Source organism: Cryobacterium sp. TMT2-42-4, assembly GCF_004402645.1.
GTDB lineage: Bacteria > Actinomycetota > Actinomycetes > Actinomycetales > Microbacteriaceae > Cryobacterium > Cryobacterium sandaracinum.
The window spans coordinates 36155-61121 of the sequence record NZ_SOFT01000041.1 but is presented as its reverse complement, the minus strand read 5'-3'; the positions used below and the strand labels follow the sequence as shown (position 1 = coordinate 61121).

21 protein-coding genes and 1 tRNA gene are annotated in these 24967 nt (G+C 68.2%); 3 read left to right on the top strand and 19 right to left on the bottom strand.

Going from position 1 to position 24967, the window contains the following annotated elements; translation table 11 throughout:
* Window positions 1–12: 12 nt before the first annotated feature.
* The 10 genes from E3O18_RS13595 to E3O18_RS13550 form a co-directional block, all read right to left on the bottom strand.
* Window positions 13–1545, bottom strand: a complete 1533-nt coding sequence (locus E3O18_RS13595; protein WP_134393815.1) for an NAD(P)/FAD-dependent oxidoreductase — start codon at window positions 1543–1545, stop codon at window positions 13–15.
* A gap of 38 nt (window positions 1546–1583) precedes the next feature.
* Entirely contained in the window at window positions 1584–2810 is a 1227-nt protein-coding gene (locus tag E3O18_RS13590) for a S8 family serine peptidase (protein WP_134393864.1), read from the bottom strand.
* A 50-nt stretch (window positions 2811–2860) separates the two neighbouring features.
* Window positions 2861–3382, bottom strand: coding sequence for a DUF501 domain-containing protein (locus E3O18_RS13585; RefSeq protein WP_134393816.1), 522 nt, complete (start codon window positions 3380–3382; stop codon window positions 2861–2863).
* Window positions 3379–3855, bottom strand: a complete 477-nt coding sequence (locus E3O18_RS13580) for a septum formation initiator family protein (protein ID WP_134343481.1) — start codon at window positions 3853–3855, stop codon at window positions 3379–3381. The genes E3O18_RS13585 and E3O18_RS13580 overlap by 4 nt, the downstream gene beginning before the upstream one ends.
* 125 nt (window positions 3856–3980) lie before the next feature.
* The gene (eno, locus tag E3O18_RS13575) at window positions 3981–5261 is read right to left on the bottom strand and encodes a phosphopyruvate hydratase (RefSeq protein ID WP_134397746.1); all 1281 of its coding nucleotides are present in this window, start codon (window positions 5259–5261) and stop codon (window positions 3981–3983) included.
* A gap of 105 nt (window positions 5262–5366) precedes the next feature.
* The gene (hisS, locus tag E3O18_RS13570; RefSeq protein ID WP_134418333.1) at window positions 5367–6623 is read right to left on the bottom strand and encodes a histidine--tRNA ligase; all 1257 of its coding nucleotides are present in this window, start codon (window positions 6621–6623) and stop codon (window positions 5367–5369) included.
* A gap of 287 nt (window positions 6624–6910) precedes the next feature.
* Window positions 6911–7630 (bottom strand): MazG family protein, encoded by a 720-nt coding sequence (locus E3O18_RS13565; protein ID WP_134393819.1) that lies wholly within the window; start codon window positions 7628–7630, stop codon window positions 6911–6913.
* A gap of 49 nt (window positions 7631–7679) precedes the next feature.
* Window positions 7680–11306, bottom strand: coding sequence for a transcription-repair coupling factor (gene mfd / locus E3O18_RS13560; protein WP_134393820.1), 3627 nt, complete (start codon window positions 11304–11306; stop codon window positions 7680–7682).
* Window positions 11307–11358: 52 nt separating this feature from the next.
* Window positions 11359–11940 carry an aminoacyl-tRNA hydrolase gene (gene pth / locus E3O18_RS13555; protein ID WP_134393821.1) on the bottom strand — a complete coding sequence of 194 codons (582 nt, stop codon included), beginning with the start codon at window positions 11938–11940 and terminating at the stop codon, window positions 11359–11361.
* A gap of 38 nt (window positions 11941–11978) precedes the next feature.
* On the bottom strand, window positions 11979–12590 hold the full coding sequence (locus E3O18_RS13550) for a 50S ribosomal protein L25/general stress protein Ctc (RefSeq protein WP_134393822.1): 612 nt from the start codon (window positions 12588–12590) through the stop codon (window positions 11979–11981).
* Between the two features lie 338 nt (window positions 12591–12928).
* On the opposite strand from E3O18_RS13550, the gene gndA reads away from it, so the two are divergent.
* The gene (gene gndA, locus E3O18_RS13545; protein WP_134418332.1) at window positions 12929–14386 is read left to right on the top strand and encodes an NADP-dependent phosphogluconate dehydrogenase; all 1458 of its coding nucleotides are present in this window, start codon (window positions 12929–12931) and stop codon (window positions 14384–14386) included.
* 122 nt (window positions 14387–14508) lie between these two features.
* On the opposite strand, the gene E3O18_RS13540 is transcribed toward gndA, so the two are convergent.
* Window positions 14509–15468 (bottom strand): hypothetical protein, encoded by a 960-nt coding sequence (locus E3O18_RS13540; RefSeq protein ID WP_134418331.1) that lies wholly within the window; start codon window positions 15466–15468, stop codon window positions 14509–14511.
* Window positions 15469–15634: 166 nt separating this feature from the next.
* On the opposite strand from E3O18_RS13540, the gene E3O18_RS13535 reads away from it, so the two are divergent.
* Window positions 15635–16003 carry a hypothetical protein gene (locus E3O18_RS13535; RefSeq protein ID WP_134418330.1) on the top strand — a complete coding sequence of 123 codons (369 nt, stop codon included), beginning with the start codon at window positions 15635–15637 and terminating at the stop codon, window positions 16001–16003.
* 97 nt (window positions 16004–16100) lie between these two features.
* On the opposite strand, the gene E3O18_RS13530 is transcribed toward E3O18_RS13535, so the two are convergent.
* The 3 genes from E3O18_RS13530 to E3O18_RS13520 form a co-directional block, all read right to left on the bottom strand.
* Window positions 16101–17078 (bottom strand): ribose-phosphate diphosphokinase, encoded by a 978-nt coding sequence (locus E3O18_RS13530; protein WP_104100824.1) that lies wholly within the window; start codon window positions 17076–17078, stop codon window positions 16101–16103.
* Window positions 17079–18503 carry a bifunctional UDP-N-acetylglucosamine diphosphorylase/glucosamine-1-phosphate N-acetyltransferase GlmU gene (gene glmU, locus E3O18_RS13525; protein ID WP_134393826.1) on the bottom strand — a complete coding sequence of 475 codons (1425 nt, stop codon included), beginning with the start codon at window positions 18501–18503 and terminating at the stop codon, window positions 17079–17081. It lies immediately after the preceding gene.
* A 62-nt stretch (window positions 18504–18565) separates the two neighbouring features.
* A tRNA-Gln gene (locus tag E3O18_RS13520) sits at window positions 18566–18637 on the bottom strand.
* A gap of 123 nt (window positions 18638–18760) precedes the next feature.
* On the opposite strand from E3O18_RS13520, the gene E3O18_RS13515 reads away from it, so the two are divergent.
* Window positions 18761–19252: a MarR family transcriptional regulator gene (locus tag E3O18_RS13515; protein WP_134393827.1), complete on the top strand. Its 492-nt coding sequence runs from the start codon at window positions 18761–18763 to the stop codon at window positions 19250–19252.
* Window positions 19253–19255: 3 nt separating this feature from the next.
* Here E3O18_RS13515 and E3O18_RS13510 read toward each other — a convergent pair whose 3' ends face one another.
* From E3O18_RS13510 to E3O18_RS13490, 5 genes are all read right to left on the bottom strand, one after another.
* Window positions 19256–20776 (bottom strand): CYTH and CHAD domain-containing protein, encoded by a 1521-nt coding sequence (locus tag E3O18_RS13510; RefSeq protein WP_134393828.1) that lies wholly within the window; start codon window positions 20774–20776, stop codon window positions 19256–19258.
* Between the two features lie 44 nt (window positions 20777–20820).
* Complete coding sequence (locus tag E3O18_RS13505; RefSeq protein ID WP_198410928.1) at window positions 20821–21633, bottom strand: phosphate ABC transporter ATP-binding protein; 813 nt, start codon at window positions 21631–21633, stop codon at window positions 20821–20823.
* 220 nt (window positions 21634–21853) lie between these two features.
* Window positions 21854–22732 (bottom strand): sortase, encoded by an 879-nt coding sequence (locus E3O18_RS13500; RefSeq protein ID WP_134418329.1) that lies wholly within the window; start codon window positions 22730–22732, stop codon window positions 21854–21856.
* A 176-nt stretch (window positions 22733–22908) separates the two neighbouring features.
* Window positions 22909–23727, bottom strand: a complete 819-nt coding sequence (locus E3O18_RS13495; RefSeq protein ID WP_134393830.1) for a hypothetical protein — start codon at window positions 23725–23727, stop codon at window positions 22909–22911.
* A gap of 45 nt (window positions 23728–23772) precedes the next feature.
* Complete coding sequence (locus E3O18_RS13490) at window positions 23773–24867, bottom strand: DUF916 domain-containing protein (RefSeq protein ID WP_134418328.1); 1095 nt, start codon at window positions 24865–24867, stop codon at window positions 23773–23775.
* Between the last annotated feature and the right edge of the window lie 100 nt (window positions 24868–24967).

Below are 24967 nucleotides of genomic sequence, written 5' to 3'. Positions count from 1 at the left end.
CCGCAGACGCTATTACTTGACGGGTGCGGTCGCCGCGGCCTTCTCGGTCGTCCCTGCCGAAGCGACTTCCGCAGCCTTGTCGGCCGCGGTCTTTCGCGGGGCCCGGGGTGCGCGCGCCGTTGCCTTGGCGGCGGGACCCGTGCCGGGCGCGGCTACGGTGGCCGCTGCCTTGGCCGATGCGGCGACGGTCACCGGAGCCTTGGCCGGAGCGGCAGAATCCACGACCGGCTTGGGCCGCGAGGCAAACTCCACGAACGTGGCCCGCGGATGCTGCACCGCGGCCAGCGAGACGATGTCGCGACCGAGGAAGAAGTTGTTCATCCAGCCCCAGACGATGCGCAGCTTGCGCTCCCAGCTGGGCATGGCCAGGCCGTGGTAGCCGCGGTGGGCAAACCAGGCCGGCAGACCCGTGATGGCGATCTTGCCGGACTGGAAGACACCGGAACCGATGCCGAGGCCGGCGACGGCACCCAGGTTCTTGTGCAGGTATTCCTTGGGAGTCTCGCCGCGCAGCACCGCGACGATGTTCTTCGCGAGGAGCTTGCCCTGGCGCACCGCGTGCTGAGCGTTGGGCACGCAGAAGCCGCCCACGCCCCCGCCGCTCAGGTCGGGGACGGCGGTGATATCGCCGGCGCCCCAAGCGTCGGCGATGATCTCGTCTTCGGTTCCGACGCGCAGGTCGGGGCGCACCTGCAGGCGTCCACGATCTTCGATCGGCAGGTCGGTGTGGCGCACGATGGCCGGGTTAGCCATGACTCCGGCTGTCCAGACAATCAGATCGGTCTCGAAGCTCTCGCCGGTGGACAGTTCGACCTTGCCGTCGACCGAGCTGGTCAGCTGCGTGTTCAGGTGGATTTGCGCGCCGCGTTCGTCGAGGTGCTTGATGACCCAGAGGCTGGTCGGCAGCGAGACCTCGGGCATGATGCGCCCCATCGCCTCGATCAGGTGGAAATGGGTGTCGTCGAACCCGATCTGCGGGTAGGACTTCAGCAGCGATGACGCGAAGGAACGCAGCTCTGCGAACACCTCGATGCCGGCGAAGCCCCCGCCGATGACGACGAAGGTGAGCAGGCGGTCGCGCTCGGGGCCGGCCGGAAGTTGGGCAGCCTTGTCGAAGTTGGTGAGCACGCGGTCACGGATGGCGACGGCTTCCTCAATGGTCTTCAGACCGATGGCCTGGTCCGCGACGCCCGGGATCGGGAACGTGCGCGACACGGCGCCGGCTGTCACCGCGACGACGTCATAGACGAATTCGTAGGGCTCGCCACTGGGCGGGGTGATGGTCGCGGTTTTCGTGGCGTGGTCGATGTGGGTGACCTTGGCCGTCACGACGTTGGTCTTCTTGAGGTGACGACGGTGCGCGACTGCGGCGTGGCGCCCCTCGATAGATCCGGCTGCGACCTCCGGCAGGAACGGCTGGTAGGTCATATACGGCAGAGGGTCGACCATGGTGACCTCGGCCTCGCCGGCGCGAAGCCATTTCTCCAGCTTCCACGCGGTGTAGAACCCGGCGTAGCCGCCACCGACAATAAGAATTTTGGGCACTATGAAAGTCCTCCTACATGATTTGGCTGCACGAAAACTTACCGTTTTGACCGGATTCGCTTGATGTGCCGAGTGGCCCCGGTGCCGAGCAGCGTTAACAGAGTACCAAACCCGACCAGGACGAGGAGCGGCACCGTGACATACCTCAGCGTGAGCGGGCTGGGCAACCATGCCGCGACGACGCTGGGGGCAGGCAACGCCGGGTCTTCCTTCGGCGCGACCGGCACCTGCGTGGCGGTCTGCGGCGTGGGCTCGACCTCGGTGTCCGCCCGCCGGTGTACCCGGATCCACTCCTCCAGCAGGGCGGCCGGTTCCGGGCTCGTGGATGCCGGCACGACCGCAGTGACCGCCGCCGCGGCATCGATCAGACCGTTGCCGTAGATCGGGCTGGGCACGACCCGCCCGTTCGGGTCGGCAGTTTCGATGACCCGGTTCATCACCTCCGCAGCATCGAGACGGGGATAGGCGGCGCGCACCAGGGCGACCAGGCCCGACACGATGGGCGCGGCCGCGCTGGTGCCGTTCCACTGCACGTAGCCGCCGCCCGGAACGACGCCCACGAGTTGCTCGCTGGGCGCGGCCACCGAGATCGTGATGCCCTGCGAGGACGCGTCGAAGCTGGCGCCCTTGTTGCGGTCGACACCGGCGACCGTCAGCACCCCAGGGATGGTGGCCGGGGCTCCGACCTCGGTGGTGCCGCTGCCTCGGTTCCCGGCGGCGGCCACGACCACGACGTCGTTCTCGAACGCGTAGAGGAAGGCGTCGTCCCAGCTCGGCGGCCAGTCCAAGGTGTTGCGGGTGAGGGACATATTAATGACGTCCGCGCCGTTGTCGACGGCCCAGCGGATGCCCTCGGCGATCTGGTCGTCGTTGCTGAGGGTGGCGTCGCTGGTGCCGAAGGCCACCGAGACGGCCAGGATCGACGCCTCGGGAGCCACTCCCAGCACGCCGGACCCCTCACCCGTGCCGCGGCCGGCCAGCAGGGATGCCACCAGAGTTCCGTGCTCGCTGCCTTCTCCGACGGGCGTCTGCCCGTTGGCGGAGCCGAGCCCGGAGACATCCGTTCCGCCGACGACCGCACCGGTGAGGTCGGCGACGCCGGCGACTCCCGTGTCGATGACGGCCACCGTCACACCCGCACCACGGGTCGTATTCCAGGCCTGGGTGAATCCGTAGTCGTTGAGCCAGTACTCAAGGTCACGCACCTGCGTGTTCTCCGCGAAGGCCGGCGCGGTCGGTGCAACGAAAGCCCCGCCCAGCGCCATGGTCAGGCCCAGGGCGACGCCCGCGCCGATCCGACGCCAGGCGGAGCGGGTCACTCGTCGGCCGTGGTGTAGTCGAGGCACTCGCAGACGGCGGGCGTCCAGGCTGCCCGGGCGAGGGCCAGATCACCGATCGGGTTCACTCCGGGACCTGCGGCCAGAGAGTGCGCGGCCAGCGCGTGCAGGCATTTCACGCGTTCGGGCATGCCGCCGGAGGAGATGCCGACGATTTCCGGAACCGTGCCCAGGATCTCCCGGTCGGCGAGGAAACCCTCATGCGCACGCCGGTAGCGGGCACGCACCTGCTCGTCGTCGGCCAGCAACTGGTTGTACTCGTTCATCACCTGGGTGGCCTCAAGGAACGACAGCGCGGCGGTCGCCGCGGGGTGCGTCAGGTAATACAACGTGGGGAAGGGGGTGCCGTCGGCAAGGCGCGGCGCCGTCGCCACCACGGTCGGGGCGCCGCAAACGCAGCGCGCGGCGATGCCCACGACGTTGCGGGCCGGGCGTCCCAGCTGAGCCGAGACGATAGTGATGTCGTCCTCGGTGACCGAAGCGAAGGGAGGCCGGGTCATTTCGCGGCCTCGGGAGCCAGACCGGCCGTCATTACGGAGGCGAACATGGAGGAGAGCCAATCGACGTTGGTGGTTTGGATGGTGGGGGTGGCGACCGGTGCGGCCGCGTCACCCGCGACGGGCAGGGCCAGATCGTTGATCACGAGGAAGCTCACGTCGCCGGGAAGCACATAGGACAGTCGGTCCCTGGCCTGCGTGGTGACGTAGGTGCGGTCGTTCCAGCGTTCTCGCTCGCTCTTCAACTCTTCCACCGCGCCCTGCTGGGCCTCGACCGCCGCCGTGAGCGATTCGATCTGCTGGCGCTGGTCGGCGTAGGTGCGGATGCCGGGCGCCAGGACGATCACGGCCATGATCAGGAGGCCCATCATCACCAGAGAAAACCCGGACAGGCGCAGGCCGCGCAGCCAGCGCGCGGCCGCGGTCTCGGTCGGGGGCAGCGCGACGGGCTGTTCTTCGGCGCGTTTCCTGGCCACGGCAACTCCCTTCGTGAATCGCTGGTCGCGGTTGTCCCGCACTGGAACCCTAACCGCAATCGGACAAAAAAATGGAGCTCCCGAAGCCGCGGGGATGAACCCGCGCTCCGAGAGCTCCAGTCGAACTATGCCGTGAAGCGAGGGAAGGCAGAGCGGCCCGCGTACACGGCGGCCTCGCCCAGCTCTTCCTCGATGCGGAGCAGCTGGTTGTACTTGGCGACGCGCTCGCTGCGGGCGGGTGCTCCGGTCTTAATCTGGCCGGCATCCGTCGCAACCGCGAGGTCGGCGATGAAGGTGTCCTCGGTCTCACCGGAGCGGTGCGAGATGACGGCGGTGTATCCGGCGCGCTGCGCGAGGGACACCGCGTCAAGCGTCTCGGTCAGGGTGCCGATCTGGTTGACCTTGACCAGGATGGAGTTCGCGGTGCCGAGGGCCAGGCCCTTGGCAAGGCGCACCGGGTTGGTCACGAAGAGGTCGTCGCCGACGATCTGGACCTTGTCTCCGAGCTCGGCGGTGAGGTGAACGTAGCCGTCCCAGTCGTCTTCCTCGAGCGGGTCTTCGATCGAGACGAGCGGGTAGGCGGCAACGAGCTCGACGTAGTACGCAGACAGCTCCAGGGCGGTGAGTTCCTTGCCCTCGAAGTGGTAGACGCCGTCCTTGTAGAACTCGGAGGCGGCGCAGTCGAGCGCCAGACCGATGTCCTTGCCGGGCGTGTAGCCGGCGTTCTGAATGGCTTCGACGATGAGGTCGAGAGCGGCACGGTTGCTCGGCAGGTTGGGGGCGAAGCCACCCTCGTCGCCGAGGCCGGTGGAGAGGCCCTTGGACTTGAGCAGCGCCTTGAGGGCGTGGTAGGTCTCGGTGCCCCAGCGGAGGCCCTCGGCGAAGGACTCGGCGCCGAGTGGGACGACCATGAATTCCTGAATGTCCACGTCGTTGTCGGCGTGGGAGCCTCCGTTGATGATGTTCATCATCGGGACCGGAAGGGTGTGTGCGTTCGGGCCACCGAGGTAGCGGAACAGCGGCAGGCCGGCCGAGGTTGCGGCGGCCTTGGCGACGGCCAGGCTGACGCCGAGGATAGCGTTGGCGCCGACGCGGTGCTTGTTGTCGGTTCCGTCGGTCTCGTTCAGGACGGCGTCGATGATGCGCTGGTCAGCGGCGTCGAGGTCTTCGACTGCCGGGCCGAGCTCGTCGATGACGGCGTCAACGGCCTTGCGGACGCCCTTGCCCAAATAACGTGACTTGTCGCCGTCGTGCAGCTCGTAAGCCTCGAACGCACCGGTGGATGCGCCGGACGGAACGGCGGCACGGCTGACCGAACCGTCATCAAGCAATACCTCGACCTCAACGGTCGGGTTGCCTCTGGAGTCAAGAATCTCGCGCGCTACTACTGCCTCAATGAGAGCCACAGCTATCTCCTGTTTCCTGTATTTTTTAATTGTTGGGGTGTTGGTCTGAAGGAATCGAGGAAGACAGCGCCGTGTTCCAATCCCATAACAGTCTAGCGACTGGCCTCAGCCGCCGAGAGGACGGAAATCGAGTTCGCCCGCGCCGGAGGCATCCGCCCCGACGAACGCGTAGCGCCCGTAACCGGCGCCGGCCGCGCGTTCCAGCAGCGCCTTGACGTTCTTGGTGCGCTGTTCGAGGCGCACCCGGAGGCCCTGTTCGACCAGTGTTCGTTTGAGCGCCACGAGTCGGGCCGGGTCTGTTCCCTTGTCGTACACCAGCACGACGGCGTTCTCAGCGGATGCCGCATCCACGCCCAGCAGGTCGACGATACGCTCGAACCCGATCGAGAACCCACACGCCGGCACCTCGGTGCCGAGGAAGCGGCCGATCATGCCATCGTACCGGCCGCCACCGCCGAGGGAGTAGCCCAGATCGGGGTGTGAAATCTCGAAGATGGTGCCGGTGTAGTAGCCCATCCCGCGCACCAGGGTCGGGTCGAACACGAGCCGCACCTCGGGCATCGCGGCGCGCAGCGCGAGCAGGTCGGCGAAGGCATCCGTGTCGAGCCAGATCGGCGGGGTCGGCTCTGCGACCGTCCAACCGGCATCGGCGATCTGGCTCAGGGTATCGGCCACGCCGTCGGTGGCGATGCCCAGGCCAGCGAGCTCCGTGACGACCCCGTCGACGCCGATCTTGTCGAGTTTGTCGATCACGATCAGCGCGCGTTCGTTCAGCTCGGGCGCCACACGCCAATGCGCGAGCAGGGTGGTCAGGATGCGGCGGTCGTTGACGCGGATGGAGCACCCGGTCAGGCCGAGGGCGTCGAGCGCGGCGGCGGTCGCGGTGATCAGCTCAATCTCGGCAAGCAGGCCGGACTCGCCGATGATGTCGATGTCGCACTGCACGAACTGCCGGTAGCGGCCCTTCTGCGGACGCTCCGCCCGCCAGACCGGCGCGATCTGGATGGACCGGAACACCGTCGGCAGTTCCGCCCGGTGAGTCGCGTAGAACCGGGCGAGCGGCACGGTGAGGTCGAAGCGCAGGCCCAGGTCTGCCAGCCCGAGCAGGTCGCCGGATTCGGCGGCAGCCGCGGCATCCGTCGGCTTCAACCCACGCTTCAGCACGGCGAAAGCGAGTTTCTCGTTGTCGCCGCCGAGCCCGGAGTGCAGCCGGGCCGCGTCTTCCATCACGGGGGTCTCGATCTCGTCGAAGCCGTGCGCCGCGAAGCTTCGCCGGATCACGGCCAGCGCGTGCTCCCGGGATGCCTTGTCGGCGGGGAGGAAGTCGCGCATGCCACGGGGAGGGGTCACTGGTGTTGCCATAGCCCCAATTGTGTCAGTTCGGGTCGGCCCGTCCGTTTCCGCCGGGACGCCCGACACGGCTTCACATACGATGTAGTGCTCGATGTCGACGTGGTCGTCACCGGCACCCCGGGCGATGGTCAGAAGCATGGGCATCGAGCCCCGGGCGGCGCGAAACAAGCCCCGATCTGCGCGGACAGAGGACCATTGAAGGATGTCTGGCTCATGGTTGGACGGTTCCGGCACCGCCCTGTCGGCACCGTCGCGTGGCCTCAGCCCAAGCCTTCGCGCAGGCCTTCGCGCAGGCCTCAGCCGGGCAGCCCGATGATGCCGGCGTCGGCAACGTCGCCGGCATCCGTCGTCTCGGCCTCGCGGATCTCGTCCTGCAGACCGCGGAGGGCCGTGCGCAGGGCACGTTCGGAGTCGAGCCCGTGACTCTTGGCCGCAGACACGATGGCCAGCAGCAGCGGGCCGAGCTGGTCTTCGGTCTCGATCGGAAGCGGGAACGCGGCCTCGGTGCCGATCAGCCCGATCTTCTGCGCTCGGCCGAGCACCTTGTCGGCGAGCGCGAGCGCCGGCATTCCCTGCGGGATCCCGTCGAGCACGCTCGTGCGGGAGGGCTTCTCCGCGGCCTTGAAGTCGTCCCAGGCGCGGGCCACGTCGTCGGCCGTTTCCAGGTTCACGTCGCCGAAGACATGCGGATGCCGCCCGACCATTTTCGCGGTCATGTGCGCGGCGACATCGTGGATGTCGAAGCCCTCGCCGTCGGTGTGCGCGGCCAGGTCGGCGTGGAAGATCACCTGGTAGAGCACGTCGCCGAGCTCCTCGAGCATCTCGTCGCGGCTGCCCGACTCGATCGCCTCGATCAGTTCGTGCGTCTCCTCGGTCAGGTACTGCACCAGCGACTCGTGGGTCTGCTCGGCATCCCACGGGCATCCGCCCGGGGCTCGCAGCAGAGCCACCACGCGAACCAGCTCATCGAGACTGGAGGCCGGTGCCGGGCCGGCGGGGATGTCTGAAAGGGTCACGAGACAACTCTAATCGTCCCGAATTGCCGGGTTCTGCACCGGCCGCGGGCTACGCGACCGCGGCGACGGGACGCGGGAAGAGAGCGTCGAGCAGGTTGCCGGCCCAGGCGATCAGCGCCGCATCCCCGAGCGGTTCCCCGTTGATGCGCGGCATGGGCACGGTCAGCGCACCGTTCTGGGTGAAGTAGCGCGAGCCGGGGTACATGCGCTGCAGGCGCACCTGCATCGAGTCGGCGAGGTTCGCCGGCGACACCCGCAGGTTTGAGCCCATGGCCACGACCTCGCCCAGGCCGGCCTGCTGGGCCAGCCAGCGAAGGCGCGACACCAGCACCAGGTTCTGTACCGGCTGCGGCGGTTCTCCGTAGCGATCGGTGAGCTCCTCGAGAACCAGGTCGATCTGATCCTTCGCGGCCGTCGGCGAGCTGGCGGCGGACAGCTTCTGGTAGGCCTCGAGGCGCAGCCGTTCGCTGTCGACGTAGTCCTCGGGGATGTGCGCGTCGACGGGCAGTTCCAGCCGAAGTTCGGTCTGGCCCTCCGCGACGTCGCCGCGGAAGGTGCTCACGGCCTCGCCGATCATGCGCAGGTAGAGGTCGAAGCCGACCCCGGCGATGTGGCCGGCCTGCTCGCCGCCGAGCAGGTTGCCGGCGCCGCGGATCTCGAGGTCCTTCAGCGCGACCTGCATGCCGGCGCCCAGTTCGTTGTTCGCCGCGATGGTCGACAGCCGGTCGTGGGCGATCTCAGTCAACGGCTTGTTCTCGTCGTAGAGGAAGTAGGCGTAGGCGCGTTCGCGGCCACGGCCGACCCGCCCGCGCAGCTGGTGCAGCTGGCTGAGCCCGAACTTGTCGGCCCGGTCGATGATGATCGTGTTCGCGTTGGCGATGTCGAGGCCGGTCTCGATGATCGTGGTCGAGACGAGCACATCGAACTTGCGCTCCCAGAAGTCCACGACGACCTGTTCGAGCTGGGCCTCAGGCAGCTGGCCGTGCGCCACGGCGATCCGCGCCTCGGGTACGAGCTCGGCCAGCTTCGCGGCCACCCGGTTAATGCTCGACACCCGGTTGTGCACGACGAAGATCTGGCCCTCCCGCAGCAGCTCCCGCCGGATGGCCGCGGCCACCTGGCGGTCGGAGTACGGTCCGACGAAGGTGAGGATCGGGTGCCGGTCCTCCGGCGGGGTGGCCAGGGTGGACATCTCCCGGATGCCGGTGACCGCCATCTCCAGCGTGCGCGGGATGGGCGTGGCGCTCATCGCGAGGATATCCACGTTGGTCTTGAGCTTCTTCAGCGCATCCTTGTGCTCCACGCCGAAGCGCTGCTCCTCGTCGATGATCACGAGACCCAGGTCCTTGAACACGATGGAGTCCGACAGCAGCCGGTGGGTGCCGATCACGAGGTCGACGGTGCCGTCGAGCATGCCCGCGATGGTTTCGCGGGATTCCTTCTCGGACTGGAACCGGCTGAGCGCGCGCAGGTGCACCGGGAACCCGGCGAAGCGTTCCTGGAACGTCTCCATATGCTGGCGCACGAGCAGGGTGGTGGGCACGAGCATGACGACCTGCTTGCCGTCCTGGATCGCCTTGAACGCGGCGCGCACGGCCACCTCGGTCTTGCCGAACCCGACGTCGCCGGAGAGCAGCCGGTCCATCGGGATGGGCCGTTCCATGTCGGCCTTGACCTCGTCGATGGTGGTGAGCTGGTCGGGCGTCTCCGCGAATGGGAAGGCCTCCTCCAGCTCGCGCTGCCAGGGGGTGTCTGGCCCGAAGGCATGACCCTTGCTGGCCATCCGTGCGGAGTAGAGCTTGACGAGCTCGACGGCGATGTCCCGCACGGCACGACGCGCCTTGGTCTTCGCCGCCGACCAGTCGCTGCCGCCCATTTTGCTCAGCGCCGGCGCCTCGCCGCCGACGTAGCGGCTGACCAGGTCGAGCTGGTCGGTGGGCACGTAGAGCTTGTCTCCCGGGTGCCCGCGCTTCGACGGCGCGTACTCGAGCACGAGGTATTCGCGCTTGGTCTTGACCGGGTTGCGGCCGCCGCTGGAGACCTCACGCTGGGTGAGCTCGATGAACCGGCCGATGCCGTGCGTCTGGTGCACGACGTGGTCGCCGGCCTTCAACTGCAACGGATCGACGACGTTCTTGCGTCGGCTGGCCAGCTTCTTCACCTGGCGCGCGTCGTAGCCGACGGTGCGGCCGTAGAATTCTGACTCGCTGACCAGGGAGAATTTCGTCTCCGGCAGTTCGAAACCGTGGTCGACGGATGCTTTCAGCAGGTAGGCGATACCGGCCTCGGGTCGGCTCGGCCATTCCGTGACGATCCGGGCGGGCAGCTCCCGCTCGGCCAGAACGTCGGCGGCACGTTCGACCAGCCCGGCACCCTGGGCGACGATGCCGACGGTCCAGCCGGCCTTCAGCCGCTCGGCCAGGTGACCGACGGCGCCCTCGACGTTGCCCTGGAAACTCGGCACGGCGTCGCCCTCGACCCGCACCGTGAGCAGGTCGTCGATTTCGCGGTGCTCCGGAAGAACTGGCGCGTCCGTCGGCGCCGCCTGGAAGGAGCTCAGGGTCCACCACACGTGTGCGGACGCGGGGGCGCCGGGCGCGCTGAACTGCACGGCCTCGCGCAGCCGCCCGAGGGTGAGGAAGTCGCCGGATTCCAGGTCGATCGGCGCCTCGGCGCCCGCGGTCGCGGCGCTCCACGCGGCGCCGAGGAACTCCCGGTTGGTCTCGGCGAGGCTGATCGCGCGGGATGCGACGCGCTCGGGCGAGATGACGGCGACGGCCGCCTCGGCGGGCAGGTAGTGGGTGATCGGCACGAGCCGGTCGACGAGGGCGGGCGCGAGGCTCTCCATGCCCTCGACCGGGATGCCCTCGGCGATCTTCGCGAGCAGGCCGGACAGGCTCGGGAACTCGTGCTGCATCTCGCGCGCCCGCTGCCGCACGGCGGGGCTGAGCAACAGCTCGCGGCTCGGCGGCAGGCTCACCGAGTCGACCGGGTCAGGGAAGGAGCGCTGGTCAGCGACCGAGAACGCGCGGATCTGTTCGACCTCGTCGCCGAAGAACTCGACCCGGAAGGGGTGTGGTGCGATCGACGGGAACACGTCGAGGATACCGCCGCGCACCGCGAACTCGCCGCGCCGGGTGACCATGTCCACCCGGGCGTACGCAACGTCGACGAGTTGGCGCGCGATGGCGGAGAGGTCGTGGCCGCGTTGGCCGGCGACCAGGTCGATCGGCTCGTAGTCGGTGAGGTTGTCGGCCACGGGCTGTAGCGCGGCGCGCACGGACGCGATGACGATCAGGGGGCGCCGCCCCGCCGGTGCGTTCTCTTCCCACTCGCGCATCCGTCGCAGGGCGTAGAGCCGCTTACCGACGATTTCGGCGCTGGGGCTGAGCCGTTCGTGCGGCAGCGTCTCCCAGGCCGGGAAGTCGATGATCTCGGCGTCGGCCGCGAAGCAGGCAAGGTTCTCGTGCAGCGCCTCCGACTCCCGCCCGGTGGCGGTGATCAGCAGCAGGGCCGGGGCCTTCTCCAGCCGGGTGCGCTGCTCGAGCAGCGCGGCGAGCAACGGCGCGCGGAGCCCCTCGGTGAGGGAGAAGTCGACGTCCCGGTTCGCGAAGGCGAGGGCATTGTCGAATGTGGAGGCGCGCGAAAGTGTGGCAATTAAGCCCTGAAGAGTCACCAGACAAGTCTACGCAACCAGGCTGACAGCCAACCCGGGCGGCCAGAGGGCATCAGGGGGCGTGGAACTTCTGCTGCGCCGCGGCGACGCCCTCGGCGGCGATCAGTTGGATCGCGTCGGCGGCATCCGTCAACAGGTTGGGCAGAGCCGATCGCTCGGTGGACGTGAAGTCGTGCAGCACGAAGTCCGCGGCGGGCTGGCGGCCGGGCGGGCGCCCAATGCCGACGCGGATGCGGATGAACTCGTTCGTGCCTGCGGCGGCGATGATGTCCCGGAGGCCGTTGTGGCCGCCGTGGCCCCCGCCGACCTTGATCTTCATTGTGTCGAACGGCAGGTCGAGGTCGTCGTGGATCACGATCAGGCGTGCCGGCTCCAGCGAGTAGAAGCGCAGGAGCGCGGCCACCGGCCCGCCGGTCACGTTCATGTACGTGTTCGGCTTGGCCAGCACCAGCTTCGGACCTCCCGGGAAACTGCGCCCTTCGGCAACCGAGGAATTCGTTTTATGGTTCTTGAAGTTGGCCGACACGCGGTCGGCGAGCACGGTAGCCACCATGTGGCCGACGTTGTGTCGGTTGCTGGCGTAGTCGGGCCCGGGGTTGCCGAGCCCGACTACGAGCCAGAGATTGTCGTCCAGGGGAATCCTCCGCTTGCGACGAAACCAGAAGGGAATGACTACTCGGCGGGGGCAGCCTCGGCGTCGCCCTCTACGGCCTCGCCCTCTTCTGTTTCCTCTTCCTCTTCCTCGGCAGGCAGGTGCACGAGCACGACGACGGCTTCTTCGTCGGAGACGAGCGTGGCGCCCTTGGGCAGCACGACGTCCTTCGCGCGGATCTGGTCGCCGTCTTCGAGGCCCTCGATCGAGACCTGGACGTTCTGCGGGATGCTGGTGGCCTCGACCTCGAGAAGAAGGGTCTTGGAGTCCAGGTCAGCCATGGTGCCGGAGGCCGACTCACCGGTCAGGTGCACGGCAACCTCGACCTGGACCTTCTCACCCTTGCGGATGACGATGAGGTCGAGGTGCTCGATGATCTGCAGGAACGGGTCCTTCTGCACGTCCTTGACCAGGGTCAGGTGGGTCTTGCCGTCGATGTCCAGCTCGAGGACGGCGTTCGCACGACGCAGCAGCAGGCCGATCTGGTGCGCGGGAAGCGCAACGTGAACCGGGGTGGTGCCGTGGCCGTACATGACGGCGGGGATCTTGCCCAGCACGCGCAGCTTGCGGGCGGCGCCCTTGCCGAACTTCACGCGCAGGTCGGCGACAATCTTGTTGGTGGCGTCAGCCATGGTGTATCTCCTTGCGGACCGCTACGGCCCAGATCTGGTTTGCGGACGATGCCCGCAAAGATGGGTACTGGTTCATTTTCAACTCGAACGCGTGTCAGCGTGAGGAAAGGCCGTGAAGCATTCCGCCGCGTCGATAACGGATGCCGCACCCTCGGTTTCCCGGCGGGCGGCAGCCCTCGCCGAAGTTCAACTCCTGAGTCTAGCGGAGGCGACGGCGCGCGGCGAACGCGCGCAGCGGCATCCGTCACCAACGCCGCTTGCGTCACCCCACGTCACGGCCATGGGCCGAGCGACTAGCCTTGAAGGAGTTCTGAGAACAGATAGCTGAAGGAGCAAACGTGGCCGAAACCGGCGCAGCACAGGCAAACATTGGCGTAGTGGGACTGGCGGTGATGGGCTCGAATCTCGCCCGCAACCTGGCCAGCCGTGCGGGCAACACCGTGGCGGTGTACAACCGCTCCCCCGAGCGCACCCGCCTGCTCACGACCGAGCACCCCGAGGCCGGCTTCGTCGCCTCAGAGACCATCGAGGAGTTCGTGGCGTCGCTGCAGAAGCCGCGTACCGCGATCATCATGGTGCAGGCCGGTGCGGGCACGGATGCCGTGATCAGCCGACTGACCGACCTGTTCGAGCCCGGCGACATCATCGTGGACGGTGGCAACGCCGACTTCCAGGACACCATCCGCCGCGAGAAAGAGGTGCGCGCCACGGGCGTGAACTTCGTCGGCGCCGGCATCTCCGGCGGCGAAGAGGGTGCTCTCAAGGGCCCCAGCATTATGCCCGGCGGCTCGGTGGAGGCCTACAAGACCCTCGGCCCGATCCTCGAATCGATCGCGGCCGTCGTCGACGGCGTCCCCTGCGTCACTCACATCGGCACGGATGGCGCCGGTCACTTCGTCAAGATGATCCACAACGGCATTGAATACGCCGACATGCAGCTCATCGCGGAGGCATACGATCTGCTCCGCAAGGTGACCGGGCACTCCCCCGCCGCCATCGCCGACGTGTTCACCGAGTGGAACGAGGGTGACCTCGAGAGCTACCTGATCGAGATCACCGCCGAGGTGCTGCGCCAGGTCGACGCCAAGACCGGCCTGCCGTTTATCGATGTCGTGCTCGACGAGGCCGGCTCGAAGGGCACCGGCGTGTGGACCGTGCAGAACGCGCTCGACCTGGGCGTGCCCGTCGGCGGCATCGCCGAGGCCGTCTTCGCCCGCGCCGTGTCCAGCCACCCGGAGCAGCGCGTCCCCGTGCGCGCCGCCATCACCGCCCGCCCGGAAATCGCCGTCGTCGGCCACACCTTCCAAGACGACGTGCGCCAGGCGCTCTACGCGTCGAAAGTCGTTGCCTATGCCCAGGGCTTTGACGCGATCATCGCCGGTGCGAAGAAGTACGGCTGGACCGTGGACAAGGGCGCCATCGCCACGATCTGGCGCGGCGGCTGCATCATCCGCGCCCAGTTCCTGAACCGTATCGTCGACGCCTACGCCAACGACCCGTCGATCACGTCACTGCTCGTCGACCCGTACTTCGCCCAGGCCGTCGCCGACGGCGAGTCGGCGTGGCGCCGCGTGGTCTCGACGGCGGCACTGTCGGGCATCCCGGTTCCCGGCTTCGCGTCGGCGCTCAGCTACTTCGACTCGCTCGCGAGCGAGCGGCTCCCCGCCGCACTCGTGCAGGGCCAGCGCGACTTCTTCGGCGCGCACACCTATAAGCGCGTCGACATGCCCGGAACCTTCCACACCCTGTGGTCCGGGGACCGCAGCGAGATCGAGACCAAGGGCTCCTCGCACTAGACCCGCTCCTCCGGTGCCGCAACTGTTGCCGGAGCGGACGAGTGTTGCCCGCACACCGGCAACAGGTGTCCGCTTCGGCAACAGTTTTATGCTCTGGCAACACCGGTGTGCCAGCCGGCAGATTAGCGGAGGACCGGGAGCCCTGCGGTTGTGAGGATGCGCAGGAGCGAACCGCGCCGGCGCACATCGGCCGAACCCCAGCGGGCCATGCGATTGCCTTCCGCGCGGAGGTCATCCTCGCGCACCTTCTCCCGGGTGACCGCTTCCCCGGGCGTGAGTCCCCGGAGGTACTCTGCCTTCAGGTATTTGTCCTGCCCGTCGAACTCCCCGATCAGACGATAGGTCGGCCACTCGAAGTCGGTGAAGTAGAAGCCGCCGCGAGGGTTGCGATGGCACGTCTGCAGCAGGGGATCGGGGAAGCCCAGCTCGAAGATCGCCACGCGACTGAGCGATTCACCCGGGTTGTCCGCATTGGGCCGTCCGAAGCGGATGGCCCGTTCCGCCTTCACCCATCCCCGGGGTGACACCGACTCCTGGAGTTTCTCGCGCAGCACCTCGTCCGTCAGGAAGACCTCCGGGGATGCACTTCGCGGGTCGAGGGCGTGGTCGATCGCGACGACGGCTGTGGCAAAACTCGTGGTGCGTGCCAGGTCGAGCAGGGTGCGCGCGGGACTGGTCACGAGCATCCCGTCGATGTCGACGATGTCACCGTCGGGAACGTCGTTGCGGTGGACCGTCACGCCATTCTTGCTCCGCGCCCCGGACTGCGGTGGTGCGAGCACGTGCACCGTGCTCGGCCAGGCCTCAGCCAGGGGAGTCCCCCACACGGCCGCCGCCGATTGATGGCTGATCAGAGGGTCGCGCGTCCGCGTGGCGACGACCGCGCGGATCTCGGCGAGGTGCCTCTGTCGCGGTGAGAGCGGCCCCCAGTGATCCGTCGTGGTGAAGACACCACGGCGTAACCGTAGTGCGCTCCTCCCGAACTGCGCCTCACGCCGAAACTGCCGGTCACCTGACTCCGTGGTGGCGGCCCCGCCCGAGAGGTACAACCCGGTGTGCTCGTCGATTCGCGCGTCAGCCATCTGCCGAGGGTCGCGGTGTGAAGCGGGTACGGTGCCGCTCCCCCGTGTTCCGTGGGTCCCGCGCGGCCCGGGGAGCCGGGGGAGGGGTGGCCGCGTCGCACCCGGCGGGACAAACTGTTGGGGAGCTCCAGCACGAAGCAGCCGGGTTTGCGATACTGGGAGCCTGATGACGAGCGACGACCACCCCGAACTCTCCGGTTACGAGCCGCTGGATGCCGGCCGGCCCCTGCGCAGCCCGCGCACCCTCCTGATCATGCGCATCGTCGTCGTGCTCGGGCTCGTGGCGCTGATCGTGCCCGGCATCCTGACGAGCGTGCAGGTGGCGACGACCACGGCCGCCAATGCGTGCAGCGTGGCCACGGCTCGGTACTATCCGGGCGCCGTCGACTTCGACGCCCGCTTCGAGCTGAGCGGCCCGGGCGGCTTCGGCTGGCAGTGCTACGCGATCGATCTGAACGAGCGCGAGACGTATGTCGTGCCGCTCGGCATCATTCCCTCGGCGCCCCGGGCGCCCAGCACCGAGATGCCCGTGTAGACCCGACCCCGATCAGGACCGGGCCCGGACAGACCGATGGCCGGTCACCGACATTCGTCGACGACCGGCCGGGGTTCGCTGTGCGAAGGGCCCGCGGCTATGCGGCGCCCTCGAACATCGAGGTGACGGAACCCTCGTCGAAGACCTCGTGGATGGCCCGCGCCAGAAGCGGCGCGATCGGCAGTACGGTGAGCGTGGGGAAGCGCTTCTCCTCGGGGATCGGCAGGGTGTCGGTGACGACGACCTCGGAGATCGCGGGATTCTGCAGCAGCTCCAGCGCCGGATGGCTGAACACGGCGTGGGTTGCGGCGACGACGACACCGATCGCGCCGGCGGCGCGCAAAGCCTCGGCGGCGAGAACGATTGTGCGGCCGGTGTCGATCATGTCGTCGACGATCAGGCAGACGCGACCCTCGACCTGACCGACGATCTCGTGCACGGAGACCCGGTTGGCGACCTTCGGGTCGCGACGCTTATGGATGATCGCCAGCGGGGCGCCGAGCTTGTCGCTCCAGATGTCGGCGACGCGCACGCGGCCCATGTCGGGCGAGACGACCGTCAGGGTGGCCGGGTCGAGCTTCTCCTTGAAGTGCTCGAGCAGCACGGGCATGGCGAAGAGGTGGTCGACGGGGCCGTCGAAGAAACCCTGGATCTGGGCGGCGTGCAGGTCGACGGCCATGATCCGGTCGGCTCCGGCGACCTTGAACAGGTCGGCGATCAGCCGGGCCGAGATCGGCTCGCGGCCGCGGCCCTTCTTGTCCTGGCGGGCGTAAGGGTAGAACGGCGCCACGACGGTGATGCGCTTGGCGGAGGCCCGCTTGAGCGCGTCGACCATGATCAGCTGTTCCATCAGCCACTCGTTGATCGGGTCGGTGTGCGACTGGATCACGAAGGTGTCCGAGCCGCGCACGCTCTCGTCGAAGCGCGCGTAGATCTCGCCGTTCGCGAAGGTGCGTGCGTCGGTGTGAACGAGTTCGGTACCAAGTTCCGTGGCGATGTCCAGTGCCAGTTGCGGGTGCGCTCGCCCCGAAACCAGTACAAGTCGCTTTTCGCCGCTGGTCTTGATTCCAGACACCTAGTCTCCACTCTTTGCCGCAGCCGCCGCCGCGTCGGTTCCTGGGCGGTTGGTCTGTACCCAGCCGTCCATATTGCGTTGTGGGGCCACGGTGAGGCCCAAGGCCCCGGCCGGCACGTCCTTACGGACGATTGTTCCGGCACCCGTGTACGCTCCGTCCCCAATCCTAATCGGCGCGACGAACACGTTGTGCGACCCGGTGCGCACGTGGGACCCGATCTCAGTGTGGTTCTTGGTCACACCGTCGTAGTTGGCGAAGATCGTGCCGGCCCCGATGTTCGATCCCACTCCCACGGTCGCGTCGCCGACGTAGCTGAGGTGCGGCACTTTGCTACCCGCGCCGATGGTCGCGTTCTTGGTCTCGACAAAGGTGCCGATCTTGCCGTCAGCGCCCAGGCTCGTGCCCGGGCGCAGATAGGCGAACGGACCGACGGATGCGCCGGCGCCGATGACCGCGAGCGTCGCATCCGTGCGCTTCACCACCGCGTTCTCGCCGATTTCACAATCGAGGAGGGTGGTGTCCGGGCCGATCACGGCACCGGTCTCGATCACGGTCGAACCGAGGATCTGCGTACCCGGCCGGATGATGACATCCGGAGCCAACTTTGCCTTGAGGTCGATCCAGGTGGTAGCAGGATCCTGCACGGTCACGCCGGCCAACTGCCAGCCGTAGACGATGAGGCCGTTCAGCTGGCGCGCGGTCTCGCTGAGCTGGGACCGGTCGTTGATGCCCGCCACCAGCCAGGCGTCCGCGACCGGCACGGCCCGCACTTCGGCCCCGGCCTGGCGTAGCAGCCCGACCACGTCGGTGAGGTATTTCTCTCCCTGCGCGTTCTCGGTGGTGACGTTGGCCAGCTGCTCGCGCAACTCGGCTACGCGGAAGACGTAGACCCCGGCGTTCGTCTCGGAGATGGCACGTTCCTCGGCCGTCGCATCCTTCTGCTCGACAATGCGGTCGAAGGCGCCCTCTTCGGAGCGCACGATGCGGCCATAGCCGGTGGCGTCCTCCGGAAAGGAGGAGAGCACGGTGGCCGAGACGTCCCGGTCGCGGTGCGCGGCGACGAAACTGGCCAGCGTGGCCGCGTTCAGCAGCGGCACGTCGCCGCTGACCACGAGCACGTCGCCCTCGAAGTCATCGGGGAGGGCGGTGATGGCCTGCTCCACGGCCCGTCCGGTGCCGGGCAGCTCGTCCTGGTCGACGATCAGGCTCTCGGGCAGGTCCTTGCCGACGAGGGCGGCCAGCTGGTCGCGCTCGTGGCGCACCACGGTGACGACGTGTGCCGCTTCGAGGGCGCGGGATGTCGCCAGCACATGGCTGAGAATGGGGAGACCGGCCAGCTCGTGCAGCAGTTTCGGAGTGCTTGATTTCATGCGGGTGCCCTGGCCGGCGGCCAGCACGACGATTGCGAGTCGGGAATCAATCACGGGGTTTCCTCTAGCTTCGGTGGAGCCGCCCGGGGAAGACCGGATGGTGACGCCATGCAGTGCTCCGCCGCCAGGACTCGAACCTAGACCTAACAGCTCCAAAGGCTGTCGTGCTGCCATTACACCACGGCGGAATTCGCCGACCGACGGCCGACCAACGGTAACAAGTCTGCCAGATATCGCGCCGATAGCGCGCCCCGGCGCTCCTGGGACGCGCTCCTGCGCCGGTTGGCGTGCCCGAACGGGATAATAGACGGATGCCCGCACATGACGAAGTCGACCGGATCGTTGACGCTTGGCTGCGCGAACGGCCCGACCTCGACTTCGCACCGCTTCAGGTGCTGTCACGCGTGGCCCGTCTGTCCAAGCACCTGGACCGCGCCCGCCGCACCGCGTTCTCCCGCTCAGAGTTGGACTCCTGGGAGTTCGACGTGCTCTCGGCGCTGCGCCGTGCGGGGGCACCCTACGAGCTGAGCCCGAAAGCCCTGCTGCAGCAGACGCTGGTCTCCAGCGGCACGATGACCAACCGGATCGACCGGCTCGTCGAGCGGGGGCTGGTCACCCGGCGCACGGACCCCAACGACGGGCGCGGCATTTTCGTGGGGATGAACCCGGCCGGCCTGACCCGGGTGGATGCCGCCATCACCCGGCTGGTCGACGCCGAGGCCGAGCTGCTCGCCACGCTGTCGCCGAGCGAGCAGGCCGGACTCGCGACCCTGCTGCGCAAGCTCAGCCTCGGCTTCGACTAGGGGTTACTTCGAGATCGAAGCCTTCGGAAAGTCACGCCAGGTGCGGAAGAAGTGCGTCTCCACGGCGGCGGCCCCGCCCTGTTCCACGGCGTGCAGCCGGCCGTAGCTGAAGGCGTTCTCCCCCTGCAGGTACGCGGCCATGCCGAGCCGGAGCAGCACGTCCCGGGCAACGACGCTGTCCTGGTGGTCGCCGAGGGTGTCCTGCACCTGCCGGGCCGCGGCCACGAGCCGCGCCGCGCGGGTGCGCCGCAGCGGCGCCGCCGTCTCGGCCGCGTAGCGCAGCTGCTTGGCCCGCTTCCGCGCCTCGTGCAACGCCTCATCGCGAAGGGCACCGGACGGGGTTCCCTGCGCCAGGAAAACCGCTGCGCGCAGCCGCTTCCAGTCGGCACGGATCAGTTCGGGGATGACGGTGCTCGCGGGCTTGTCAGCCCGGGTGAGCAGCGGCGGGGTGGTCAGCACGGCGTCGAGCGTGTCGAGCAGCCGGAAGTACCGCTCGGAGTCGAGGGTCTCGAGGGTCTGGCGCCTGGCCACGCGGATGACGTCAGCGAAGTGTGTGTCGATTCGCTCACCCAGCGCGCCCACGACCAGCCCGGCCGGTTCCTGAGCGAGCCGATGGGCGAGGCGCTGCCGGATCACCTCCGCGTCCCGGGCGGCGCCGAGCGCGCCGGCCAGCCAGCGCAGCTCATCACGGATGGGGCCGGTGACCGACCTGTCGAGGAGGTCCCGGTAGGTAGACAGGGCCGAGCGCAAGCGGCGGGTGGCCACGCGCATCCGGTGCACGCCGTCCGAGTCGTTCTCCCGCACCCGTGCATCCTGCACGCCGATCGCACGCACCTGTTCCTGCACGTAGGCCATCAGCACGGTGCCGGCCGAGCTCTTGCGGGTCGGCCGGATCGCCGAGACCGTGACGAACTCCGGCACCTTGTCGCCGAGGGCGCGGGCCAGTTTGGACGGGTTCACGGATGGCTCCACGCCGACCGACGACAGCCGCTCCTGGGCGGCGTCGAGCAGGTCGCGAGAGCCGTGTACGAGTTCGACCTCCCATTCCCGCCAGGTCTGGGTCAACGGCACTGGGGCGAACCTCTCTGCCTCCACGTGGTCATCGCAAACCTCGGCCAGCACGGCCTCGTTCTCGCCGACCAGACGGTGCAGAATGCGCCGGTTCTGGAGGTGCACGACCGGCACGAGCTGGCGCCCGCGCAGGTGGACCCGCACCAGGTTCAGCAGCGATTCGGGGATACGGTCAGGGTTGTCTCCGAGCGATTCGCGCAGCTCGCGGCGCTCGTCCGGTGACACCGGAAGCTTGAGGTGCCAGCCGGCGTCATCCCCTCCGGTGCGGCGGCGGAGGGTCAGGTGCCGCGCCGCGAGCACAAAATCATCGGTGTCGTAGTAAACCGCGTCGAGCTGGTGTTCGATGGGCTCCTCGACGTGCGTCACGCCGGGAAGGTCGTGCAGCAGCGGCAACACCGTAGCCGGATTCACGTCGTACTTGCGTTCGATCTCGGCGAAACCCACAGTGGTCATGGCCACAGCTTAGGCCGAAACAGCGCCAGCGCCGACCGCACCGTCTACCCGAACCGGCCGTTAACGTAGTCCGCCGTGCGCGGGTCGATCGGGTTGCCGAACATGGCGTCGGTGGGTCCGTGTTCCACGATCCCGCCGGGCGTACCCTGCGCGGCGAGGAAGAAGGCGCAGTTCTGCGAGACGCGCTGCGCCTGCTGCATGTTGTGGGTCACGATCACGATGGTCACCTCCCGGGCGAGTTCGAGCATGGTCTCCTCGATCACCCGCGTCGACGTAGGGTCGAGGGCCGAGCACGGTTCGTCCATCAGCAGAATGCGCGGAGTCACCGCCAGGGATCGGGCGATGCACAGGCGTTGCTGCTGGCCGCCGGACAGCCCGCCGCCCGGGGCGCGCAGACGGTCCCGGACCTCCTTCCACAGACCGGCCTTGATCAGGCAGCTCTCGACGAGGTAGTCCTTCTCGTCGTTCGACGCACGCTGGCCGGTGAGAGTGAGGCCCGCGATCACGTTGTCGTAGATCGACATCGCCGGGAACGGGTTGGGCTTCTGGAAGACCATCCCGATGTGTTTGCGAGCGTCGACGAGCTTGCGTTCCGGGTCATAGATGTCTACGCCGTCGAGCAATACCTGGCCGGCGAGGCTCGCCGAGGGAACGAGCTCGTGCATCCGGTTCAGGATGCGCAGGAACGTCGACTTGCCACAACCTGACGGCCCGATCAGCGAGGTGATGACGCCCGCGGGCATAGTCAGGTTGACCCGGTCGAGAACCTGGCGCTCGCCGAACCAGGCCGAAACGTTGCGGCCCTCGAGCGTGGCGAGAGGGGCGCGCGCGCTCGGTTGATGCGAGGGCGCGTCGATGACCAGATCTGGGCCGGCCGGGCGTTTTGACCACGGCGAGCCCGATCCGCCCAAACGGCTGCGCCGGTTCGACACCGACCGGGCAGGCAGGCGCAGCTTCCGGTCGCGCTGCCCCGATCGTGGTGGTGGCGTTGTTGCGGGAAAGAGCGGCACAGCCGGAAGCACCTGCGTCAACTCGTCGTCGAACACGTTCTCGTTCATAACCACTCGTTTCGGGTTGCTAGAGCAGATTCGGGAGCAGGCGCACGAGCTGGTCGGCCACGAAGACCCCACCAACGGTGACCACGGGAAGGAACACGGTCCAGGTTTTGCGGGGGCCGACCCGTCTGAATGCCCAGACTGCGGCGAGCTCGATCACGAGCAGGAACTGCAGCGCGAAGACGAGCGCCCACACGGTCGACGTGTCCGTGGCCAGTTCCTTGTCGGCAAGCGGCAGGGTCAGATAGGTGGTCTGGCGGGGGCCGGCGGGCTTCGCTTCCGAGACGAGTTCCGCATCCACTCTGGCGACGCCGGTGGGCACGAAGGCCGGGCCGCGCGCGGTCTCGAGCACCAGGCGGCTCTTGCCGGCTCCGAGCGCGGGCGGCGTCGGATCGCCGGCGTAGCGAACGCCGAGCACGGAGTACGTGTGTTCGCCCTGGCCGGTAATGACGGTGAATTCCTGCCCGGGGCGCAACTCCTGGAGTCGGCTGAACGGTCCGCCGAAGGCTGCGGCCCGGCCCATGATGACGCTGTACCCGGCCTGCCCCGGGAGAACGCTGTCGCGGCGGTGGCCCGGCCCGGCCCGCAGGGTGCCGGAGTCGGTGCCCTCGACCACGATCTCGTGCACATCGATGGACGGAATGTCGATCAGTGCGACGGGCGTGCCCGCCGTGAGCAGGACCTTGTCGACCGTGCCCTCGCTGACCGGAGCGGTTCCCTCGGCGAGTTCGTACCGGAACGTGTTGGTGAGCCGCTGCTGGCTGACGACGTGTTGCAGCTGACCGAGCACCGTGATGTTGGCCAGCAGACCGAGGATCAGCACGGCCAGGATCGTCAGGGTCGAACGGATGGCCTGATCACGCGGGCTGAGGTCGACCGGCGGTCGCGGGGGCGTCGGCATCCGTCGGGGTGGCCTGGGGATTTTCGGCGGCTTGGGTGCTCCGGGCTCCGTCGGAGGCCGCGGCGGTCCGGACCGCCGACTGGATTCCGCACGGCCGGGACGGCCGGGACGGCCGGGCGGGCCGGGCGGGCGGACCGTACCGGGTGCCCTGAACCGGCGCGTCGGCTTTGCGATGGTCACGACGCCATCCCATCGCCGATTGCCGGGTTGCGAGCACGACGCACGACGGGCAGCTTCCGCAAGCCCAGAGTCAATGCGCCGGCGGCCGTGAACACAAGCAGGAGGAAGTAGGGCGGGATGACGACGAGGGACTCCCGGGACACCGGTCCCAGCGCCGTTCCGAGAACCTCGGTCGGTGGCGTCAAGGTGACGTGACCGGTGAACAAAGTCCACTGGCCGACGTCGGGCAGGGTGGCCGTGACCGTGCGGGTCTCCCCTGGTGAAAGGTCGGCGACCTCGACGGCGTCGACTGCGGCCAACTGCATGCCGACAGCGTTCGTGATCCAGAATTTGAGACTCGACGTGACCGGGGTGGTCGTGACATTCTTCAGGGTGAAGGCCAGCACGATGTCGCCCCCGCCGGGGCCGAAGTCCGGCTTCGGCAACGCGGTGACGCCGCTGACATAGAGGACGCCGCCCACGGCCGTGGGGTCGATTCCGAGCGCGTGGGTCCCCGCGGCCGACCCTGCTGCAGTCGTTTGGGTGACTCCGCGCACCGAGGCTGGTTTCGCCGGCTGCGGCGCCGTCGTGCGGGGCGTGGCGCCGGGCCCCGCCGGCGCCGCCGGTGACGAGGATCCGGTCGGTCCGAGCACCGTGACGGACAGATCGACGCCGCGCGGATCATCCGTCGCCGACGTGGCACTGGGGGCAGTCGCGCTTCGGGCGACGGCACTGGGGGCAGCAGCGCCCAGGGCGACACCGACCATGCCCGTCATCGCGAGGAGAGCGATGAGAGCCACGATCGGAAGCCGGCGCACGGCAGGGGAGGTAAGCACCGGTTTAGTTAGCACGTCCAAGGTTTCGATGATCTGACGGGAAAGCTAACGAGAGGCAAACTCGGCCGGGGCTTCATCCCGCGCCTTGCGGCGCGCCTCGGCCTCCGTGTATTCGATCCAGGCGGCGGCCTGCGTGGCGTCGCGCTTGTGGCTGAACCGCACGATCAGCCAGGTCCCTCCCCCGACCAGCACCAGAAGGAGAAACGCCCACGGCACCACGAAGAGGTCGCTGTTGCGCGCGCCGGTCGGAAGCACTCCCGCGGCGAGGGCGTCCTCGTCGACGGTCGCGGCCAGCGACACGTGCGGGTTCAGGTAGACCCAGGCGCCCACGCCGGGAATCACAATGCTGACCGTGCGGGAGCTGCCGGGCAGCATCTCGGAGATCTCCTGATCGACCAGCCCGGAGAGCGGAATCCCGAACAAGCCGCGCACCTGCGAGACGGTGTCGGCACCGAGCGACACGTTCCCGTTGTTGGTCAGGCTCATTTTCAGGGTGGTCTCGCCCGAGAACGGGTTGACACTCGGCTGGTAGGACGATTCGATGCTGCTGATCGTCAGGCCGGGCTGCAGCGGGCCCTTGACGCGCACATACAGGCGGATGCCGACGCGCCGGTCGACCGTGACCTGTCCGGCCGGGGAGAGGGCCGAGACGATGACGCCGCCGGCGTGGTCCCCGGGCGTGGCATCGGCCGGGACCGTCACGGTGAACGGCAGCACCTGCCGGGCGCCGGGGTCGAGCGTGACCTGGATCCTGTTGGTGCCGTTGTCGAAAGCGATCCAGGTTCCGGCGTCCGCGGGGGTCGCGGCTCCCTCGAGGAGCGCGAAGCTGCCGTCGTCGGCGTTGAAGGCGTCAGTGGCGTAGACGGTGACGGCCTGCACGGTGGTGCCGGTGTTCTCGACCAGGTATTCGTCCTGGAGCGTCTGGCCGGGTTCGACTTGATAGCTGAACCGGGACCGGGACTGGTCGACGCCGCCGCCGGCAGAGGGTGCGCCGGCGATACCGTCGGAGTCGGCCGCCCAGGCGCCGGAGGCCCCTGAGACGCCGAGGCTGACGGTCAATCCCAGGGTGACCAACACGCCGGCGGTGACAGACAGGAGGCGGGGGGCGGCGGTGCGGAGGGTCACGATCGGCGTACTCATTTCTGCGGTCTTTCTGCGGATGCTGCGTTGGCGGAAAACAGTGTGAGAGGAAGGGGAGGACCGGCGCGAACGCCGTTCCTCCCCCGTTGTTCAGCTGGTG

What these genes read in the sequence shown, in the direction of transcription:
- E3O18_RS13515 (WP_134393827.1), top strand. Translation starts at nt 18,761, where the DNA reads ATGCCCGCACATGACGAAGTCGACCGGATCGTTGACGCTTGGCTGCGC.
- E3O18_RS13550 (WP_134393822.1), bottom strand. Translation starts at nt 12,590, where the DNA reads ATGGCTGACGCCACCAACAAGATTGTCGCCGACCTGCGCGTGAAGTTC.
- hisS (WP_134418333.1), bottom strand. Translation starts at nt 6,623, where the DNA reads ATGGCAACACCAGTGACCCCTCCCCGTGGCATGCGCGACTTCCTCCCC.
- E3O18_RS13490 (WP_134418328.1), bottom strand. Translation starts at nt 24,867, where the DNA reads ATGAGTACGCCGATCGTGACCCTCCGCACCGCCGCCCCCCGCCTCCTG.
- E3O18_RS13590 (WP_134393864.1), bottom strand. Translation starts at nt 2,810, where the DNA reads ATGGCGCTGGGCGGGGCTTTCGTTGCACCGACCGCGCCGGCCTTCGCG.
- E3O18_RS13540 (WP_134418331.1), bottom strand. Translation starts at nt 15,468, where the DNA reads ATGGCTGACGCGCGAATCGACGAGCACACCGGGTTGTACCTCTCGGGC.
- E3O18_RS13510 (WP_134393828.1), bottom strand. Translation starts at nt 20,776, where the DNA reads ATGACCACTGTGGGTTTCGCCGAGATCGAACGCAAGTACGACGTGAAT.
- E3O18_RS13535 (WP_134418330.1), top strand. Translation starts at nt 15,635, where the DNA reads ATGACGAGCGACGACCACCCCGAACTCTCCGGTTACGAGCCGCTGGAT.
- E3O18_RS13585 (WP_134393816.1), bottom strand. Translation starts at nt 3,382, where the DNA reads ATGACCCGGCCTCCCTTCGCTTCGGTCACCGAGGACGACATCACTATC.
- E3O18_RS13500 (WP_134418329.1), bottom strand. Translation starts at nt 22,732, where the DNA reads ATGCCGACGCCCCCGCGACCGCCGGTCGACCTCAGCCCGCGTGATCAG.